Annotated in this window: 20 protein-coding genes; 12 read left to right on the top strand and 8 right to left on the bottom strand. The window is 73.0% G+C overall.

Annotated features, from left to right (window positions below; genetic code table 11):
• The first annotated feature begins 16 nt into the window (after positions 1-16).
• Positions 17-817 (top strand): TetR/AcrR family transcriptional regulator, encoded by an 801-nt coding sequence (locus tag DPM19_RS17880; protein ID WP_111869101.1) that lies wholly within the window; start codon positions 17-19, stop codon positions 815-817.
• Here the strand turns inward: DPM19_RS17880 and DPM19_RS17875 are convergent.
• A complete protein-coding gene (locus DPM19_RS17875) occupies positions 814-1,299 on the bottom strand; it encodes a cupin domain-containing protein (protein ID WP_111869050.1) in 486 nt (161 codons plus the stop codon). The genes DPM19_RS17880 and DPM19_RS17875 overlap by 4 nt on opposite strands.
• A 94-nt stretch (positions 1,300-1,393) precedes the next feature.
• Here DPM19_RS17875 and DPM19_RS17870 point away from each other — a divergent pair, with 94 nt between their 5' ends.
• Positions 1,394-2,188, top strand: a complete 795-nt coding sequence (locus DPM19_RS17870; protein WP_111869049.1) for an HAD-IIA family hydrolase — start codon at positions 1,394-1,396, stop codon at positions 2,186-2,188.
• A gap of 3 nt (positions 2,189-2,191) precedes the next feature.
• Here the strand turns inward: DPM19_RS17870 and DPM19_RS17865 are convergent, their stop codons facing one another.
• The 3 genes from DPM19_RS17865 to DPM19_RS17855 form a co-directional block, all read right to left on the bottom strand.
• Positions 2,192-2,716, bottom strand: coding sequence for a DUF302 domain-containing protein (locus DPM19_RS17865; RefSeq protein WP_111869048.1), 525 nt, complete (start codon positions 2,714-2,716; stop codon positions 2,192-2,194).
• A 179-nt stretch (positions 2,717-2,895) separates the two neighbouring features.
• Complete coding sequence (locus tag DPM19_RS17860) at positions 2,896-4,158, bottom strand: sensor histidine kinase (RefSeq protein ID WP_111869047.1); 1,263 nt, start codon at positions 4,156-4,158, stop codon at positions 2,896-2,898.
• The gene (locus DPM19_RS17855; RefSeq protein WP_111869046.1) at positions 4,155-4,811 is read right to left on the bottom strand and encodes a response regulator transcription factor; all 657 of its coding nucleotides are present in this window, start codon (positions 4,809-4,811) and stop codon (positions 4,155-4,157) included. The genes DPM19_RS17860 and DPM19_RS17855 overlap by 4 nt, the downstream gene beginning before the upstream one ends.
• Positions 4,812-4,990: 179 nt before the next feature.
• Between DPM19_RS17855 and DPM19_RS17850 the strand changes: the two genes are divergently transcribed.
• From DPM19_RS17850 to DPM19_RS17820, 7 genes are all read left to right on the top strand, one after another.
• The gene (locus DPM19_RS17850) at positions 4,991-5,527 is read left to right on the top strand and encodes a hypothetical protein (RefSeq protein ID WP_111869045.1); all 537 of its coding nucleotides are present in this window, start codon (positions 4,991-4,993) and stop codon (positions 5,525-5,527) included.
• Positions 5,524-6,666 carry a peptidoglycan-binding protein gene (locus DPM19_RS17845; RefSeq protein WP_199485143.1) on the top strand — a complete coding sequence of 381 codons (1,143 nt, stop codon included), beginning with the start codon at positions 5,524-5,526 and terminating at the stop codon, positions 6,664-6,666. Before DPM19_RS17850 ends, DPM19_RS17845 begins: the two co-directional genes overlap by 4 nt.
• Positions 6,663-7,349 (top strand): ABC transporter ATP-binding protein, encoded by a 687-nt coding sequence (locus DPM19_RS17840; protein ID WP_111869043.1) that lies wholly within the window; start codon positions 6,663-6,665, stop codon positions 7,347-7,349. Before DPM19_RS17845 ends, DPM19_RS17840 begins: the two co-directional genes overlap by 4 nt.
• Entirely contained in the window at positions 7,349-8,554 is a 1,206-nt protein-coding gene (locus tag DPM19_RS17835; protein ID WP_111869042.1) for an ABC transporter permease, read from the top strand. The genes DPM19_RS17840 and DPM19_RS17835 overlap by 1 nt, the downstream gene beginning before the upstream one ends.
• Before the next feature lie 335 nt (positions 8,555-8,889).
• Positions 8,890-9,768 (top strand): helix-turn-helix domain-containing protein, encoded by an 879-nt coding sequence (locus DPM19_RS17830; RefSeq protein ID WP_111869041.1) that lies wholly within the window; start codon positions 8,890-8,892, stop codon positions 9,766-9,768.
• Entirely contained in the window at positions 9,765-9,953 is a 189-nt protein-coding gene (locus tag DPM19_RS17825; RefSeq protein ID WP_111869040.1) for a DUF397 domain-containing protein, read from the top strand. The genes DPM19_RS17830 and DPM19_RS17825 overlap by 4 nt, the downstream gene beginning before the upstream one ends.
• Before the next feature lie 14 nt (positions 9,954-9,967).
• Positions 9,968-10,939 carry an aminoglycoside phosphotransferase family protein gene (locus DPM19_RS17820; protein ID WP_111869039.1) on the top strand — a complete coding sequence of 324 codons (972 nt, stop codon included), beginning with the start codon at positions 9,968-9,970 and terminating at the stop codon, positions 10,937-10,939.
• A gap of 97 nt (positions 10,940-11,036) precedes the next feature.
• On the opposite strand, the gene DPM19_RS17815 is transcribed toward DPM19_RS17820, so the two are convergent.
• A complete protein-coding gene (locus tag DPM19_RS17815; RefSeq protein ID WP_111869038.1) occupies positions 11,037-11,954 on the bottom strand; it encodes an LLM class flavin-dependent oxidoreductase in 918 nt (305 codons plus the stop codon).
• A 219-nt stretch (positions 11,955-12,173) separates the two neighbouring features.
• Between DPM19_RS17815 and DPM19_RS35765 the strand changes: the two genes are divergently transcribed.
• Entirely contained in the window at positions 12,174-12,614 is a 441-nt protein-coding gene (locus tag DPM19_RS35765; RefSeq protein ID WP_199485142.1) for a DUF4190 domain-containing protein, read from the top strand.
• Here DPM19_RS35765 and DPM19_RS17805 read toward each other — a convergent pair.
• Complete coding sequence (locus DPM19_RS17805) at positions 12,574-13,791, bottom strand: MFS transporter (protein ID WP_111869037.1); 1,218 nt, start codon at positions 13,789-13,791, stop codon at positions 12,574-12,576. The two genes, DPM19_RS35765 and DPM19_RS17805, sit on opposite strands and share 41 nt — an antisense overlap.
• A 61-nt stretch (positions 13,792-13,852) precedes the next feature.
• Between DPM19_RS17805 and DPM19_RS17800 the strand changes: the two genes are divergently transcribed.
• Together DPM19_RS17800 and DPM19_RS17795 are read left to right on the top strand one after the other, a co-directional pair.
• Entirely contained in the window at positions 13,853-14,821 is a 969-nt protein-coding gene (locus DPM19_RS17800) for an ArsR/SmtB family transcription factor (RefSeq protein WP_111869036.1), read from the top strand.
• Positions 14,822-14,917: 96 nt separating this feature from the next.
• Positions 14,918-15,319: a TOBE domain-containing protein gene (locus tag DPM19_RS17795; protein WP_111869035.1), complete on the top strand. Its 402-nt coding sequence runs from the start codon at positions 14,918-14,920 to the stop codon at positions 15,317-15,319.
• Between the two features lie 8 nt (positions 15,320-15,327).
• Here DPM19_RS17795 and DPM19_RS17790 read toward each other — a convergent pair whose 3' ends face one another.
• A complete protein-coding gene (locus DPM19_RS17790) occupies positions 15,328-15,711 on the bottom strand; it encodes an RNA-binding S4 domain-containing protein (protein WP_111869034.1) in 384 nt (127 codons plus the stop codon).
• A gap of 54 nt (positions 15,712-15,765) precedes the next feature.
• Positions 15,766-18,003 (bottom strand): ATP-binding cassette domain-containing protein, encoded by a 2,238-nt coding sequence (locus tag DPM19_RS17785; protein ID WP_233510309.1) that lies wholly within the window; start codon positions 18,001-18,003, stop codon positions 15,766-15,768.
• Positions 18,004-18,298 lie beyond the last annotated feature (295 nt).

The raw sequence follows: 18,298 nt of genomic DNA, 5'->3' as shown, positions 1-18,298 counted from the left end.
GGGGAGAATGACCCGGGTGACGACCGAGTACGGCGGGGGCGGGGACCCCGCGCGCAGCATCGAACTGCTGTGGGGCACCGCCGAACGCCCCCGGCGCGGCCCCCGGCCCCGGTTGACCGTGCCGCAGGTCGCCCGGGCCGCGATCGAACTCGCCGACACCGAGGGGCTGGGCGCGCTCTCCATGCGGCGCGTCGCCGACCACCTCGGCGTCACCGCCATGTCCCTGTACACCTACGTGCCGGGCAAGGCCGAACTCATCGACGTCATGCTCGACACCGTCTACGCCGAAGCAGTCAGGGAGGCGGTCGGGGAGACGGTCGGGCCGGAGAGCCCGGCCGCGGGGTGGCGGGCCGCGCTCGAACGCATCGCCCGCCGCAACCGGGACCTGTACCTGCGGCACCCCTGGCTGATGCAGGTCGCCACCAGCCGCCCCGTCCTGGGCCCCGGCCTGATCGCCAAGTACGACCTGGAACTGCGCGCCCTCGACGGCCTCGACCTCACCGACGTCGAGATGGACCTGCTGCTCAGCCTCGTCCTGGACTACGTCCACGGCGCCGCCCGGGTCGCCGTGGACGCCGCCCGCGCCGAACGCGACACCGGCATGACCGACGCCCAGTGGTGGCAGGCCCACGCCCCCCTGCTCCAGCGGGCCCTGGACCCCGACCGCTACCCGGTCGCCACCCGGGTCGGCACCGCGGCAGGCCAGGAGTACCAGGCCGCCCACGACCCCGGCCGCGCCTTCGACTTCGGCCTGGCCCGCGTCCTGGACGGCGTCGCGGCGTTCCTGCGCGACCGCCCCACCGGCCCCCGGCCCTAGACCCAGTGGTTGTCGTGGCGCAGGTAGAACTCGGCCCGCTCGCCGCCCGACATTCCCGCCACGTCCTGTATCCCCTCGAAGTACCCCTCCCGGGGGGCGCCCGGAGCGAACAGCAGCAGCAGCGACGCCGGCTCACCCGACTCGTTGCGGAAAGCGTGCAGGCCACCGACCGGGACGTACAGGGAGTCCCCGGCGACGGCGTCGATCCAGCGCTCGCCGTCGAACAGCCGCACCGTCCCCGACAGGACGAAGAACGTCTCGGAGATCGTCCGGTGGAAGTGCGTGCCCGGGCCACTGGGCACCGCCCCCATGTCCACCCGGTACAGGCCGAACTCCCCGCCGGTGGACGCCCCCGTGGCCAGGTAGTGGTACGAGGCCGCGGCCCCCGCCAGCTCGGGCGCGGCGGTCACCGGCCTGAACCTCGCGCTGATCTCGCCGCCCTCCCCGTGGTAGCGCGGCTCCGGATACGACACCAGTGACATGCCCCCGCCTTCCGATGAGTCCTCCCCCCATGAGATCACGGAACGCGCGCGGGCTGACCAAACCGGCAGATCAGAACCCTGCGACAATCGCCCCATGAGTGAGCGCGGACCGATCGACTGCTGGCTGACCGACATGGACGGCGTGCTGGTGCACGAGGGGCACCCGGTTCCCGGGGCGGGCGAGTTCCTGCGCCGGCTCACCGAGTCCGGCCGCCGCTTCCTGGTCCTGACCAACAACTCGATCTACACCCCGCGTGACCTGTCGGCCCGGCTGCGCGCCGTGGGACTGGAGGTGCCCGCCACCTCGATCTGGACCTCCGCGCTGGCCACCGCCCAGTTCCTGAGCGACCAGCGGCCCGAGGGATCGGCCTACGTCATCGGTGAGGCCGGGCTCACCACGGCGCTGCACGCGGCGGACTACGTCCTCACCGACATCGACCCCGACTACGTCGTGCTGGGGGAGACCCGCACCTACAGCTTCTCCCAGGTCACCAGGGCGATCCGGCTGATCGAGAACGGCGCCCGGTTCATCGCCACCAACCCCGACCCCATCGGCCCCTCCCAGGAGGGGTCACTGCCGGCCTGCGGAGCCGTCGCCGCCATGATCTCCAAGGCCACCGGGGTCTCCCCCTACTTCGTCGGCAAACCCAACCCGCTGATGATGCGCAGCGCCCTCAACGCCGTCGACGGGCACAGCGAGACCACCGCCATGATCGGGGACCGGATGGACACCGACGTGGTCTCCGGCGTGGAAGCCGGCCTGCACACGATCCTGGTGCTCACCGGGGTGACCCGCAAAGAGGAGATCGACCGCTTCCCCTTCCGACCCGCCCGGGTCGTCGACTCCATCGCCGACCTCATCGACGAGGTGTCCCCCTCCCCGCGGTGACCCTCAGCCCAGGGCACCGGGCGGCGCGACGCCGATCGCCGCGAGCAGCGCCCCCACCTTACGGTCCAGGTCGGCCCCCACCGCCGCGACCTGGGGGATGTCGAAGCCGGCGAACACCGTGCCGGGCCGGTCGATGACGAAGATCGCCTGCCCGCCGTCATCGCCGTACAGCAGGACGCGCAGCGGCGCGTAGAGCAGGACGGCCGGATGGTGGCGGAACATATGCTCGGCGAGCACGTGGTTGCCCATCAGGTACTCCACGACCGGCTGCCGGTGCCCCGCGGCCCGCATCAGGGGAGTCACGTCGAAGGTCGTGAACAGGACGAAGCCGTGCGGGGTGCGCTCGACCAGCGCGCTCACCTCGCCCCAGCCGGCACCGTTTGCGATCATCCGGTTCAGCTCACCGGGGTCCAGGGTGGGAACCGCTCGCTCGAACGCGGCCCTGAAGTCACCGAAGGGCATACCCGTGGGGATCTCCAGGCGCTCCATGGCGTGCGCCGTCGAGCGGAGGTCGGTCAACGTCTGCATCTTCCCGTCCTCTGCGTCGTCCGTCGGAGGAGGCGGGCGGCCCGGCCGGGCCTGCGGGCCCGGCGCGGCCGCCCGGCCACCGGGTCATCTCCGAACTCTAGGAAACGTGACCCGGAAACCGAACCATCCGCGCGCCATACCAGGACCACGATGACTTTGGCCTCCGCGGCATGGACCGGTCAGCCGGGGACGAATTCCTGCGGGCACGCCGGCAACGTGACGGTCACCGTCAGCCCGCCGCCCTCCCGCGGGCGGGCGGTGACCTCGCCGCCGTGGGCGCGGGCCACCGACCGCACGATGGACAGGCCCAGCCCGGCGCCCTTGGCGGTGACCAGCCGGTCGGAGTCCAGCCGGCGGAACGGCTCGAACAACGCCGGCACCTCGTACGGCGGCACCGCGGGGCCGGAGTTACCGACCTCCACCTCGACCCGGCCGTCCTGCCGGGTTCGACTGGCGACCCGCACCCAGCCGCCGCCCCCGGTGTTGTGCCGGATGCCGTTCTCCACCAGGTTCTGCACCAGCCGCTCCAGCAGCAGCGCATCCCCGGCGGTGGGCGCCTCGCCCGGCTCCTCGTGCACGACGACCCCCGCCCGCCCGGCCTCCGGCGCGGTCTGCGCGGCCACGTGCCCGACGACGTCGGCCAGGTCGACCGGGGCCCGGTCGACGATCTCGTGCTCCGAGCCGGCCAGCAACAGCAGGCCGGCGATGAGCCGCTCATGCCGGGAGTTGATCTCCAACAGTTGCTCGCCGAGCTGCCGGACGTCCGCGGAGGCCGACCTGCGATGCATCGCCAGCTCGACCAGGGCGCGCCCCAGGGTGAGCGGGGTACGCAGCTCGTGCGAAGCGTTGGCCACGAACCGGCGCTGCCCGTCGAAGGAGCGGTCCAGCCGCTCCACCATGGTGTCGAAGGTGTCGGCCAGCTCCTTGACCTCGTCGTCGGGGCCGCGCAACGCGATCCGTTCGTGCAGGCCGCGATCGGCCGCCGGCGCGCCCGCGATCCGCCGGGCGGTGTCGGTGACCCGGTGCAGCGGAGCCAGCACCCGGCCGGCGATGAGCCAGCCCAGACCCGCCGCCGTACCGCCGACCACCACCAGCGCGATCGTGCCCTGCGCCAGCAGCGAGGTGATCGCCGCGTCATGCAACGACTCCCGCTGGCGCTGCATCCACCGCTGCAACTCGGCATCGGCCGGCGGCCCGCCCTCGCCGGGGGCATCGGGGGAGAGGAACACCCGGTCGCGGGCGGGCCCGGCCGTGGGCGTCGCCGGGGGATGGAGGCTCTGCCGGGTGACCACCTTGGTCCCGGACCGGTCGAGCTGCTGGGTGAACAGCACGTAGGTGACGCCCAGCAGCAGCATCCCGGCGACCAGGAACAGCCCGCCGTAGATCAGGGTCAGCCGGGCCCGCAGGGTGACCCGGCGCGGCAGCACTCGGCGGGCCCTCATGGGATCCGGTACCCCACCCCGGTGACGGTCTCCACGACGGGCGGGTCGCCGAGCTTGCGGCGCAACTTGAGGACGGTGAGCCGGACGGCCCCGGTGAAGGGGTCGGCGTGCTCGTCCCAGGCCTTCTCCAGCAGCCGTTCGGCCGAGACCACCGTCCCGTCGGCGCGCAGCAGCTCGGTCAGCACCGCGAACTCCTTCCTGGCCAGCGGGACGTAGCGGCCGTCCCGGAACACCTGGTGGCGCGCCGGGTCCAGCGCGATACCGGCCCGCCGCAGCACCGGTGGCGCCGCCGGCCGGGCCCGCCGCCCGAGCGCCAGGACGCGGGCGGCCAGCTCGGGGAAGGCGAAGGGCTTGGTGAGGTAGTCGTCGGCGCCCAGGCACAGGCCGGCGACGCGGTCGGTGACCTCGGCGGCGGCGGTGAGCATCAGCACCCGCACGGCCGACCCGGCCGCCACCAGCGCACGGCAGACCTCGTCACCGTGCATGACGGGCAGGTCCCGGTCCAAGACGACCACGTCGTAGTCGTGGACGGTGAGGCGGTCCAGCGCCGCCTCCCCGTCACGGGCGAGGTCGACGGCGTGCGCCTCACCGCGCAACCACTCCGCGATCGCCTCGGCGAGCAACGGCTCGTCCTCGGCCACCAGCACTCGCATCCGTCCCGGTCTCCTCTCCAGCGGCGGGGCCCTGGGAGTCATGGTGGCGGAGGCGGTGTTTCCTTTCCGTTAGTGATCGCCCCGCTTCCGGAGGAAACGTCAAGGAAACAGGCGACCGCGTTGCATCGGCTCCCGTCAGGCCGGAACAGGTCCGGCCCCGCGACGAGGAGATGACACCGATGCGACCCACCAGGCGGCCCGGCCGGAGACTGTGCACCCGCGGCGCGCCACCGGCCCTGGCCCTGGCCCTGCTGCTGACCGGATGCGGTTCCGGCGGTGACGGCGGCGGGGTGGCCTCGGCGGGCGGCGCCGCCCGGAAGAGCGGCGCCCCCGCGAGCATGGACCCGCGGGAGAAGGCCCTGAAGTTCGCCCAGTGCATGCGCGACAACGGCGTCCCCATGGACGACCCCGAACCCGGCAAGGGCATCCGCATCAGGGTGGGCGGGGAGACGGACCGGGCGACGGTCGAGAAGGCCATGGCGGCCTGCCGCCAGTACAGCCCGCAGGCGGACGGCTCCCCGGGATCCGACCCCAGAATGGAAGAGGCCGCCCGCAAGTTCGCCCAGTGCATGCGCGACAACGGCGTCCCCATGGACGACCCCAAGCCGGGCCAGCGCGGAATCAGGGTCGACCGCAAGCTCAGCGAGGACCCCGACTTCGAGGCGGCGCACAAGAAGTGCCAGGCGGCCCTCCCCGGCCCGGGGGCACGGCCGTGACCGACACGACGACCGACACGACGACCGCGGCGGACCGCCGGCCCGCCGCGGACGCACGCCCGCCGCGCCGGAAAAGCCGCCGCACCCGGCGGGCCGCCGCCGCGACCGTCGTCGTGGCCGCGGGCGGCGCGGCCGCCGCCGTCGCGCTGGGCGCCGGCGGCGGCACGGCCGGCGGCACCGCGGCCGGCGGCCTGCCACCCCAGACCGCCAAGGTGACCCGGCAGACGCTCCGCGACACCCACTCGGCCGACGGTGAACTCGGCTACGGCCCGGCGAGCACCGCGACCAGCAGGCTGCGCGGCACCCTCACCGCCCTGCCCGGCAGCGGCGACCGCATCACCCGCGGCCGCACGCTGTACGAGGTCGATGACCGGCCGGTGACGCTGATGTACGGCGCGACACCCGCCTACCGCGCGCTGCGGCCGGGCCTGACGGGCTCGGACGTGCGGCAGTTGGAGGGCAACCTGGCCGCGCTCGGCTACGACGGGTTCACCGTGGACGACGAGTACACCGGTGACACGGCTGCGGCGGTGGCACGCTGGCAGGAGGACCGCGGCCTGGCGGAGACCGGGACCGTCGAGTTCGGGAGCGTGGTGTTCGCCCCCGGCGCGATCCGGGTGGACACCCTCCACGCCGGCCAGGGTGACCCGGCAGGCCCCGGCGGCAAGGTGCTCACCTACACCGGCACCGCCAAGGCCGTCACCGTCGAACTCGACGCCGCCGACCGGCGACTGGCCAGGAAGGGCGCGGCCGTCGACATCGAACTGCCCGGCGGCGACACCGTCAAAGGCAGGATCGACGAGGTCTCCACCGTGATCGAGGCCGGTGACCAGGGCGAGGACCCGCAGACCAAGGTCGAGGTGATCGTGGTGCTCAGCGGCGCGAAAGCCCAGCAGGCATCCGAGGCCTACGCGCTGGCCTCGGTGGACGTCTCCTTCACCGCCGGCACCCGCGAGAACGTGCTCACCGTCCCGGTCGCCGCGCTGCTGGCGTTGCAGGAAGGCGGGTTCGGGGTGGAGGTCGTCACCGGCTCCACCACGGCGTACGTGCCGGTCACCACCGGCCTGTTCGCCGGCGGCCGGGTGGAGATCTCCGGGGCCGGCATCACCGAGGGCACGATCGTGGGGATGCCGAAGTGATCTCTTTGACGGACGTGTCGAAGGTCTACCCCGGCGGCGTCACCGCCCTCGACGGCGTCCGCCTGCACATCGGCGCCGGTGAACTCGTCGCCATCGTGGGCCCGTCCGGCTCGGGCAAGTCGACCATGCTCCACGTGCTCGGCACCCTGGACCGGCCCACCTCCGGCGACGTGCGCATCGACGGGCACGAGGTGGGCCGCCTGTCGGACGCCGAACTGTCGGCGCTGCGGGCCGCCCGCATCGGCTTCGTCTTCCAGCAGTTCCACCTCGCCCCGGGCACCAGGGCGCTGGACAACGTTGCCGACGGGCTGCTGTACACCGGGCTGCGGGCCCGGGAACGCGGCCGCCGGGCCGCGGCGGCGCTGCGGCGGGTCGGCCTCGGGCACCGCATGGACCACCGGCCGCACGAGCTGTCCGGCGGGGAACGCCAGCGTGTCGCCATCGCGCGCGCCGTGGCCGGCGAACCCCCGCTGCTGCTGGCCGACGAGCCCACCGGGGCGCTGGACTCGGCTTCCGGGGCCGGGGTGATGGGCCTGCTGCGGGACCTGCACGCCGCCGGCACCACCGTCGTGATCATCACGCATGACCGGGAGATCGCCGACGGGCTGCCCCGGCAGGTGCGGATGCTCGACGGCCGGGTGGTCGCCGACGTCACCGGCGCCGTGCGGGAGGTGGTGGGCTGATGGCCGTCGACGCGCTGCGGCCGGCCCGGATGGCACCGCGTGACGTGGTCCGGGTCGGCGCGGTGGGCCTGCGCACCCGCCCGCTGCGGGCGTTCCTGTCCGCGCTGGGCATCGCCATCGGCATCGGCGCGATGGTCTCCGTCGTGGGCATCTCGTCCTCCTCCCGCGCCGAACTCGACCGGGCCTTGGCGGCGCTGGGCACCAACCTGCTCACCGTCTCACCCGGCACGACCCTGACCGGCGACCAGGCCCGGCTGCCCGCCGAGGCCGAGGCGATGGTGGGCCGGATCGGGCCGGTGCGGTCGGTGTCGGCCGTCGGGCGCATCGCGGACGCGAAGGTCTACCGCACCGGCAAGATCCCGGCGGCGCAGACCAACGGGATCGCGGCCTACGCCGCCCGCACCGACCTGCGCACGGCGGTCGGCGCGCGGGTCCGCAGCGGCACCTGGCTCAACGCCGCCACCGGCGGCCACCCGGCGACGGTGCTCGGTGCGACCGCCGCACAGCGGCTCGGGATCGGCCGCGCCGGGCCCGGCGTCCAGGTGCTCGTCGGCGGCGAGTGGTTCACCGTGGTCGGCATCCTCGCCCCCGCGGAACTGGCCCCCGAACTGGACGGCGCGGCGCTGGTCGGCTGGCCGGTCGCCCAGGCCCGGCTGGGTTTCGACGGGCACCCGACCACCGTCTACACCCGTTCGGAGGACGCCCGCGTCGAGCAGGTCAGCGCCGTGCTGGGCGCCACCGCGAACCCGGAGGCACCCAACGAGGTCGAGGTCTCCCGCCCCTCCGACGCGCTGGCGGCCCGGCAGGCCGCGGGGGAGGCGTTCACCGGGCTGCTCCTCGGCCTGGGCGCGGTGGCGTTGCTGGTCGGCGGGGTCGGCGTGGCCAACACCATGGTCATCTCGGTGCTGGAGCGGCGCGCCGAGATCGGGCTGCGCCGCTCGCTGGGCGCCACCCGGCGGCAGATCCGCGGCCAGTTCCTGGCCGAGTCCCTGCTGCTGTCGGCGCTCGGCGGGGCGGGCGGGGCGCTGCTGGGCGCGGCGGTCACCTTCGGCTACGCCCTCTCCCAGGGATGGCCGGCCGTCGTACCGGCCTGGGCGGTGGCGGGCGGGATCGGCGCGACCCTCGTCATCGGCGCGCTGGCCGGGCTCTACCCGGCGATCCGCGCCGCCCGCCTTTCCCCCACCGAGGCGCTGGCCACGCCGTAGAACCTCCGGTGGGCCGGGCCGTCTGGCGGCCCGGCCCACCGGAGGCCGACCAGCACCTCCCGCAGCCGACCAGCACCTCCCGCAGCCGGGCGGCGGCGTCGCGGTCGAGCGCGTAGCCGGCGGCGTCCCCTCACCGGTGGGCGTGCCGAGGACGGAACCGGCCCGCGCCCGAACTAGCGACATCACGCTGAGTTGTCAAATTAGGACAGATAGTGGCCCGACCTGGCCATCCGCTTGCCCCCTCACGCATCGTCACCGAAGGTTCTCCATACGTACGCGCCGCCACCACGCCGGGTGGGCCTGGCGACGGCGTCCCCCCGGACCGGAGGTTGACCATGACCAGTCCTTTCGTCCGCCGCAGGCGGCTGGGAATCGAGCTGCGGACCATCCGTGAAGAGCGCGGCCTGACCGCCGACCAGCTCGCCAAGCTCATCCACTACTCGCGCATGCAGGTCAGCAGGCTGGAGAACGGCCTGGTCCGCCCGGACGTCGCCGAACTCATCAAGATCCTCAAGATTCTCGGTCTCCCCGACGAGGAACGGGCCCGGCTGGTCGACATCGCCTGCGACGGGGCCGAGCGCGGCTGGTGGGACAGGTACGGCAACGCCATGGGCGCCCGGCAACGGCTGTACGCCAACATCGAGTACGGCGCCGCCACGATCCGCGAGTACAACCAGACCGCCATGCCGGGCATCTTCCAGACCCGGGAGTTCACCGAGTCACTGATCGAGCTGACCGAAGCCGAGGACGCCCTGGACTTCCATCCGCAGAAGATGATCGACGCCAGGCTGGAGCGCCGGCACGCCATGCTGCGCCCCGACGGCCCCGCCTACGAGGTCGTCCTGGACGAGATCGTCATCCGGCGGCTCCCCGTGCCGCCCGAGATCATGGCCGCGCAGCTCCGTCAGATCGACGCCATGCTGGAGGAGCACCCGTCGCTCAGCGTCCGCGTCCTGCCCGTCGGCACCCGCCTCACCGGCACGCTGCTGCCGAGGGCCACGTTCACGCTCTACACCTTCCCCGACCCGGCGGACCCGCCCATGGCGGTGGTCGACACCATCAACACCGACAACGTCCACATCGAGCCACGCGAAGTGCAGCGCTATGCGCGAAGATATGAGCACCTGAGCCGGGCCGCGCTGCCTCCCGGGGACAGCAGGATCTTCCTGACCGAGGCCGCCGACCGGGCCATCGAGGAGACGGGACGCCCATGACCGCGCAGTACACCGGCTGGCGCAAATCCAGCCACAGCGAACCCAACGGCACCTGCGTCGAACTCGCCCGCGGCGACCAGGGCACCATCGGCGTCCGGGACTCCACGACCGGAGACGACGGCACCGTCCTGGAGTTCTCCCCCACCGAATGGGCCGCCTTCATCCACACCCTCCGCCGAACCTGACCCCCCAAAAACCCATGCACGACGCCATCGACCCGACGGCCGAGCTGCCGGTGGCGGTCCGGCGGCGGGCCGCGCATCTCGGCGAGCAGGGCGCGCGATGGCTGGCGGAACTACCGGACCGCGTCGCCGAACTCCGCCGGCAGTGGTCGATCGAGGTCGTCGGCGCGCCACTGCCGGGCGGGACCGCGGCCTACGTGGCCCGCGCCCGGACCCGCGACGGCCGGGACGCCATCCTCAAGATCGCCCTGCCCGCTCCGGAGAACGCCGGCCAGATCCGGGTGCTCGCCGCCGCCCGGGGCCGCGGATACGTCCGCCTCCTCGCCCACGACGCCGGGCGGCACGCCATGCTCCAGGAGGCGCTCGGCCCGTCGATGGAGGACCTCGCGCCTGCCCCCGAGCAGGCGATCACGGCGCTGTGCGCGACGCTCGCCCAGGCGTGGACGCTGCCGCCGGACCCGGCCGCCCCGCCGGCACAGGACACCGAGGGCGTGGAGGACAAGGCCGAGCAGCTCGCCCGGCTGGTCCACCGGCTCTGGCACGGGCTCGGCCGCCCGTGCCCGGAACGGGTCGTCGCCCGGGCCCTGCGGTTCGCCGAGCGGCGGGCCGCCGCCGCCGACCCGGCCCGGTGCGTCGTGGTCCACGGCGACCCCCACCCCGGCAACGCCCTGCGCGTGCCGGCCCCCCGGGCCGGGGCGGAGTCGGGATTCGTCTTCGTCGACCCCGACGGGTTCCGGGCCGACCCCGCCTACGACCTCGGCGTCGTCCTGCGTGACTGGTGCCCCGAACTGCTCGCCGCCACCGACCCGCCCGCCCTGGCCCGCCGCTACTGCCGCCTGCTGGCGGACTCCAGCGGCCTGCCCGAGGACGCGGTCTGGGAGTGGGGCTACCTCGAACGTGTCTCCTCCGGCCTGCACTGCCTGGACCTGGGGCTCACCGACCTGGCCCGCCCCTTCCTGGCCACCGCGGAACGCCTGGCCACGAGCTGACCGCGGCCCCACCACGCCGCGGCGGTGATACCGACGTCGGTGAACCCGGTCACGGCGAGGAGCCCGACTCGCACCGGGCGTTACGCTGCGGGGCCGATCACGGCAGCATGGCATGTGCTTCCATCATCAGCTGGAGGCCGGACCTGTAGTCGCCGTTGTCGGGACCGGTGACGATGCGGTCGGCGCCGGCGGCTTCGTAAGCGGCGAAGACCTCGGCGAGCTCTGCCGGCGTCGATGCGGTCATGGGGACCTTCGCCGCCGTCTCAGGCGGCATCGCGTGATCCTGGACAAGGCTGCGTACCAAAGCGTCCTTGGCGGAGCGCGCTGATTCATCGGCTCCTACGATGAGGTGCCCGCCCACGGTGACACCTGGGGCCGGAACGCCGCGCTCCTCCGCCAGGTTCCGGAGTGTCGCGACTGCCGGAGCGAGGTCGTCGGGGGAGATGAGGGAGGGGAACCAGCCGCCGAACTCCACCGCACGGAGCATCGCGGTGCGCGAGTTGCCCCCGACCAGAACCGGCGGCATCGGCGCTGCGGGGGCCAGGGTCACCGGTGATGTCCGCGGGGCCAGTTCGGTCGGCTCTCCAGCCAGTAGCTGGGGCAGCGCCCGGAGCGTGGCGTTCGTCCTGGCACCCCGTTCGCTGCTGGACGCGCCCACGGCCTGCCAGAACGGCGAGTCGGGAAACCCTCCTGAGCCGACCCCCAGCAGTACCCGATCATTCGACAGCTGCTGCAGCGTCGCGATCTGTACGGCGACCCAGGCGGCTGGGCGAAGGGGGAGGGTGAGAACGCTGAACCCGATGCGGATTCTTTCCGTGACCGCTGCGGCGGCCGCCAGCGTGAGGGCGGCCTCCAACGCGGGCGTCCCGTCCCCAATGATCAGGTCGGGGACCCAGAGAGACTCGAACCCCAGCTCTTCGATGTACCGCGCGGCGGTGGGAACCGACGGGCTGCCCGGGGCATTGAGCTCGTCCAGGGCCATGGGGACGACCGTGCCGACCTTGATAGGAGCCATCCGACCAGGCTGCAACCTCGACCAGGGTTGAGGTCAACCGCTTCGGTGCCGCGTGCAGGTCATCAGGAGGTCGGCAGGTGACGGCACCTCAACGCCCTGCCGCCGATTTCTGCACCCATCCTCCTCGCGGCCCGACCCGCCGGGTATGCGGACGAGAACGGTTTGCTGGTAGGCATGTGCGCGAGAGACGAAGTGTTCCCGTCAGTGAGGAAGGTCCCCATGACCTACGGTCCGCCGCCGGACGCGAACGCGCCGGGCTCTCGGCCCGGCGCGGCGGTCCCCGGCCCGGAGGCCGCGTACCCCGCGTCGGCCCCGCCGTACTCGCAGCCGCACCAGCCCTGGGGCAACCCCCACAGCCCCGGGCGGCCTGGCGGAGCACCTCCGCTGGACCACCCCAAAGGGTTCGGGCTGGCCGTGGCCGCAGTGGTTTTGGGTCTGGTCGGGTGCGCGCTGCCGCTGCTTCCGATCAACCTGGACCTCGTACGGGCCTACACCCCTTTCCCGTTCGGGCTGGCCGGGATCGCCCTCGGGGTCATCGGCTGCGTCGGGCCCCGCCGCGGCAAGCCACTGGCCGCGGCCGGCGCGATCCTGTCCGTCCTCGCGCTGGCCCTCGGCGTGATCATGATCGGTGGCCGCGCCCTCCAGGCGTTCTCGGGCTGAAGAGTGCCGCGGCCGGTTCCGGCAGTGCGCGCAGGCCGGGCGCCAGGACCCCGGTGACCGCGAGGGACGCCGCCGCCAGCACCGCCATTGCCGTTCCGGGCGCGGTGAGCTGGGCGACGCCGCCCGCGAGAGCCGCCCCCACCCCTTGCATGGCGAGCATGCCGGAGGAGTGCAGCCCGAGGGCGTGCCCGCTCAGCTCGTCCGGTGTCAGGCGCATCAACCGATCCTGGTACAGCAGACTCGCCCCGTACCCGACCGAGGCGAGCGCCACCACCACCAACGCCAGGGGCGGGGCCGGACGCAGCGCGAAGATCAGGTAGGGGGCAGCCAGCAGCAGGTGCAGCGGGGTGCCGAGCCGGTCCCGCCACCGCCGGGGGGCGAACCGTCCGGTCAGCGTGTCACCGGCCAGCATCCCGAACGCTGCACCGGCGAAGAGGAGCCCGGCGTGCCGGGGCGCGTAGGAGATGTAGAGGGACTCACAGCCGACGATCAGCCCGTTGGGCACCCACAGGGCGAGATAGACCCGGCGGCGGGACCGGGAGGACCACAGCCGGGCGTTGTCTCGCCAGGTCTCGGTGGCCGAGGGTCGCCCGGTGGCGCGCGGCGGCCGCCGCGCGAGCCCGCATCGGGCGACGGCCGCGGTGGCGAAGTACAGGGCGGCACCGGTGAGCAGCGCGCCCCGCGGCGACAGGACGACCAAGAGCACACCGCCGGCCGCGAACCCGCAGATCTGCATGGCACCCGCCAGCATGTTGAGCACCGAACGGCCCAGCAGGTACCCCTGCCGCGCGAGGATCTCGTTGAGCAGCCCGTAGCGCACCCCGCCGCCCAGCGAAGCGACCGTCCCCTGGACCAGGAGGACGGCGAAGGCGGCCCACACGGGCAACCCCGGAACGGCCTGGACGGCGGTGCCGAGCCCGAAGAGCACCGCCAGCCCGGTCAGCGCGGCGCGCGGCGGGATGCGGTCGGCCGCCGACAGCAGCGTCGCCGCCCCGATCAGCTGGGCCAGGGAGGGACCGAACATGGCCAGGGCCGACAGCAGCGGCGAGCCGGTCGCCGTGTAGACCAGCGTGCCCAGCGCCAGGCCGCTCACCGTCTGGGCCGCCACCTGCCCGGCGGACACCAGGAAGAGCGGGGTGAACTCCGGTGTCCGGAAAAGCTCGCGATAGGTGCGCATGAGGCCGGAGTCTCCGGAGGTCCGACCGCGCGGCGGTAATGTTTCGCGAGGGGGCGAAACCATGGGGTGGTGGCAGGTCAGCGCGGACACGCTCGCGGGAAGCCGGTTCGTCGTCTCCCCGCTGGCCGAGACCATCGCCGCCCTGCAGACCCTGGACGCCGGGACCGCCGCCCACCCGGGCGAACGCGCCTGGCTCGACGCCCACCTGCCCGCCTACCGCAGGCGGTGCGGGGACGACCCGGTCACCGCGCTGCTCGTCCGGATCGGGCTGGGCGGAAGCTGGAACGCCGACTTCCTCACCCCCACCCCGACGGGGGAGGAGCAGCGGTTCGCGACCGAGGTGGCGCGGATCCGCCGGACGCCGGCCGCGGCCGCCCGCGCGGACCTGGCCGTGTCGGCGGGCGGGCCGCTCCCCGCCGAGCTGCACCGGCCGGACCTGCCCGGCCGCGCCGCCGACCTGCTGGAGTGGGTGTGGGCGCGGACGGTACTGCCTTCCTGGCCGCGGCGCCGGCAGATCATCGAGGCCGACGTCGTCGCGCGGACCCGGCGGCTGGGCCAGGGCGGCTGGGCCGCGGCACTGGGCGACATGCGGCCGGGGATGCGCTGGCTCGGTGAGGGACGGTTGCAGATCAACACCCGCGACTACCCGCCCCGCGAGACCTCCGGCGCGCGGTTGCTGTTCGTGCCGGTCACCCCGCGCCGGGGCTGGGTCTCCTGGGAGGCCCGGCACCGGTACGCCGTGGTGTATCCGTGCTCGGGCGTGCTGGCCGAGGCCGGCCGGGCCCCGGTGCCCGAGGCGCTGGGCCGGCTGCTGGGACCCGCGCGGGCGGGCGTCCTCGTCCTCCTCGACGCACCCAAGAGCACGACCCAGCTGGTGGCCCTCACCGGGCAGGGTCTGGGCTCGGTGGGCCGGCACCTGCGGGTCCTGCTCGACGCCCGCCTGGTCCAGCGCCGGCGCACGGGGCGGTCGGTGCTCTACTACCGGACGGACGCGGGGGAGGTCCTGCTCCGGGCCCAGCACGACGGGTGAGGGCGGCAAATCCGGCGTTCTTCGGGCATGAAAGCCGGCAAGTGAGATTACAGTGCGGCATCTTCGCCGGTTTTTACCAGGATGGGATGTGATGGTGTGGCGACGTTCCGGATCAGTGAGGCCGCCGAGCTGCTGGGGGTGAGCCCGGACACGGTGCGGCGCTGGGTCGACGCCGGACGGCTGGCGGCGGACCGGGACACCCAGGGGCATCGGGTGATCTCCGGTACCGACCTGGCGGCCTTCGCCCGCGACCGGGTGGAGGCCGAGGACGGCACCGGGGTGTCGTCGGCGCGGAACCGCTTCCGGGGGATCGTGACCGAGGTGGTGCGTGACGCGGTGATGGCGCAGGTCGAGATCGCCGCGGGGCCGTTCCGGGTGGTGTCGCTGATGAGCCGGCAGGCGGCCGACGAGCTGGGCCTGGAGGTCGGGGTGGTCGCCTGGGCGGTGATCAAGTCGACCAACGTCGTCGTGGAGATCAAGGACCCCGTGTCCCGGTGAACCCGGGCTCAGCGGGTGGAGCGGCCGAACAGCTTCTCGATGCTCCGGCGCTCGCGCTTGCTGGGCCGGCCCGCACCGCGGTCGCGGACGGCGACCTGCACGGACTCCTCGCGCGGCGGGGGAGGCGGGCTGTTGTCGACATAGCACTCGGCGGCCACCGGTGCGCCGACGCGCTTGGTGATGATCCGGGACACCACCACGATGCGCTCGCGCCCGTCATGGCGGAGCCGCACCTGGTCACCCACGCGGACCGGCTGGGCGGGCTTGGCCCGCACCCCGTTCACCCGGACGTGCCCGGCCTTGCAGACGGCGGCGGCCAGGGAACGGGTCTTGACCAGCCGCACCGACCAGATCCAGCTGTCCACCCGCGCGCTCGCCTGATCACCGGCCATCCCCCCACTGTAGAGGGGTTCGGGTGCCGCCCGCGGGCGGCACCCGAACCCCTCTCATCCGGCGCGGCCGACGTACCGGCGCAGGTGCTCGGCGGTGAGGGACGTGCCGGTGTCGACGAGGTCGGTGGGGGTGCCGGTGAAGACGACCTGGCCGCCGTCGTGGCCGGCCCCCGGGCCGAGGTCGATAATCCAGTCGGCGTGGGCCATCACGGCCTGGTGGTGCTCGATGACGATGACCGTGTTGCCGTCGTCGACCAGGCGGTCGAGCAGCGCCAGCAGCTGGTCCACGTCGGCCAGGTGCAGGCCGGTGGTCGGCTCGTCCAGGACGTAGGTCGTGCCGTTCTTGGCCATGTGGATGGCGAGCTTGAGCCGCTGCCGCTCGCCGCCCGACAAGGTGGTGAGCGGCTGGCCGAGCGCGAGGTAGCCCAGCCCCACCGCCACCAGGCGATCGAGGATCGCCCGGGCCTGGCCGGTGGTGAAGAACTCGTGCGCCTCGGCCACCGACATGCCGAGCACCTCGCTGATGTTCTTGCCGCGCAGCTCGTAGGACAGCACCTCCGGGGTGAACCTCCTGCCCTCGCACTCCTCGCACACCGACGCCACCTCGGCCATCATGGCCAGGTCGGTGTAGATCAGGCCGATGCCCTTGCAGGCGGGGCAGGCGCCGGTGGAGTTGGCGCTGAACAGGCCGGGCTTGACGCCGTTGGCCTTGGCGAACGCCGACCGGATCGGGTCGAGCACCCCGGTGTAGGTGGCCGGGTTGCTGCGGCGGGAACCGCGGATCGGCGACTGGTCGGCGACGACCACGCCGTCCTGCCCGGCGACGTACCCGTGGATCAGGGAGCTCTTACCGGACCCGGCGACGCCGGTGACGACGGTGAGCACGCCGAGGGGGATGTCGACGTCCACGTCCCGCAGGTTGTGCAGGGAGGCGCCCTTGACCGTCAGCTGCCCGCGGGGCTGGCGTGCCTTCTCGCGCAGCTCCACGCGGTGGTCGAAGTAGCGGCCGGTCAGGGTGCCGGAGGCGCGCAGCCCGTCCAGGTCGCCGGCGAAGCAGAGCTGCCCGCCGGCCGCGCCGGCGCCGGGGCCGAGGTCCACCACGTGGTCGGCGATCGCGATCGTCTCCGGTTTGTGCTCCACGACGAGCACCGTGTTGCCCTTGTCGCGCAACCGCAGCAGCAGGTCGTTCATCCGCTGGATGTCATGCGGGTGCAGGCCGGCGGTGGGCTCGTCGAAGACGTAGGTGACGTCGGTCAGGCTCGACCCCAGATGCCGGACCATCTTCACCCGCTGCGACTCGCCGCCGGACAGGGTGCCGGACTCCCGGTCGAGGCTGAGGTAGCCCAGGCCGATCTCCACCAGCGAGTCCAGCGTGTCGCGGAGGGTCTCCAGGATCGGGCCGACCGCGGGGGCCCGAAGGTCGCGGACGAACCCGGCCAGATCGCTGATCTGCAGGGACGAGCACTCCGTGATGGTGCGGCCGTCGACCTTCGCGGACCGGGCGGCCTCGTTCAGCCGGGTGCCGCCGCAGGCCGGGCAGCCGGTGAGCTTGAGCGCCCGGTCGGCGAACGCGCGCGCCGGCGACTGCATCGACTCGCGGTCCTTGCCCAGGTACTGCCGCCGGACCTTGGTGACGAGCCCCTCGTAGGTGAAGTTGCTGGTGCCGACCTTCACCTTGACGCTGTCCTTGTAGAGGAAGTCCTCCCACTGCCGGGCGGTGTAGTCCTTCAGCTTGGCGTCGGGGTCGAAGAAACCGGAGCTCGCCATGATCTGCCAGTACCAGGTGCCCACCGCGAACCCGGGGGCCTTGATCGCGCCCTCGTTCAGCGACAGTTCGGTGTCGACCAGTTCGGCGAGGTCGATCTCGGAGACCCTGCCGAGCCCCTCGCACTCGGGGCACATGCCCTCGGCCGTGTTGAAGCTGAAGGCCGAGGCCGAACCGATGTGCGGGGTGCCGATCCGGCTGAAGATGATCCGCAGCATGGTGTGGGCGTCGGTGGCGGTGCCCACGGTGGAACGGGAGTTGGCGCCCATCCGCTCCTGGTCGACGATGATCGCGGCACTCAGGTTGCGCAGCGAGTCGACGTCCGGGCGGCCCATGCTCGGCATGAAACTCTGCAGGAACGCCGTGTAAGTCTCGTTGATCATCCGCCGCGATTCGGCGGCGATCGTGTCGAAGACGAGTGAGGACTTGCCGGAGCCGGAAACCCCGGTGAAGACGCTGAGCCGCCGCTTGGGGATGTCCACGGAGACACCGGCCAGGTTGTTCTCCCTGGCGCCACGGACCTGGATGAGGTCGTGGCTGTCCGCGGCGGTGTGATCCGATCTGCGAAGGCCGTCATGGGGTCGGGCGTCGTTTGCCTGGGGGCTGGAGGTCACGGAGTTCTTCCATCCTCAGCTGGTCGGTGGGTTGCGCGGGAAATCCTGGACGGGCGCACAGCGGTACCCCGGTACAGGAGCGTCGTCCTGCTGCCGCCGACATCCATGCCTTCAAGTGTTCCATTGATTAACTACTAGAGGGTTTGCCGGCTATTCGGCCGCCGATATTGGGGATCAGCACCCTCAACCCTCAACGTGCTGTTGAAAC

It is taken from the genome of Actinomadura craniellae, from assembly GCF_003289645.1.
GTDB classification, from domain to species: Bacteria; Actinomycetota; Actinomycetes; order Streptosporangiales; family Streptosporangiaceae; genus Actinomadura_D; species Actinomadura_D craniellae.
Note: the sequence above shows the minus strand (reverse complement) of the source record. Positions and strands in the feature narration are given on the sequence as shown.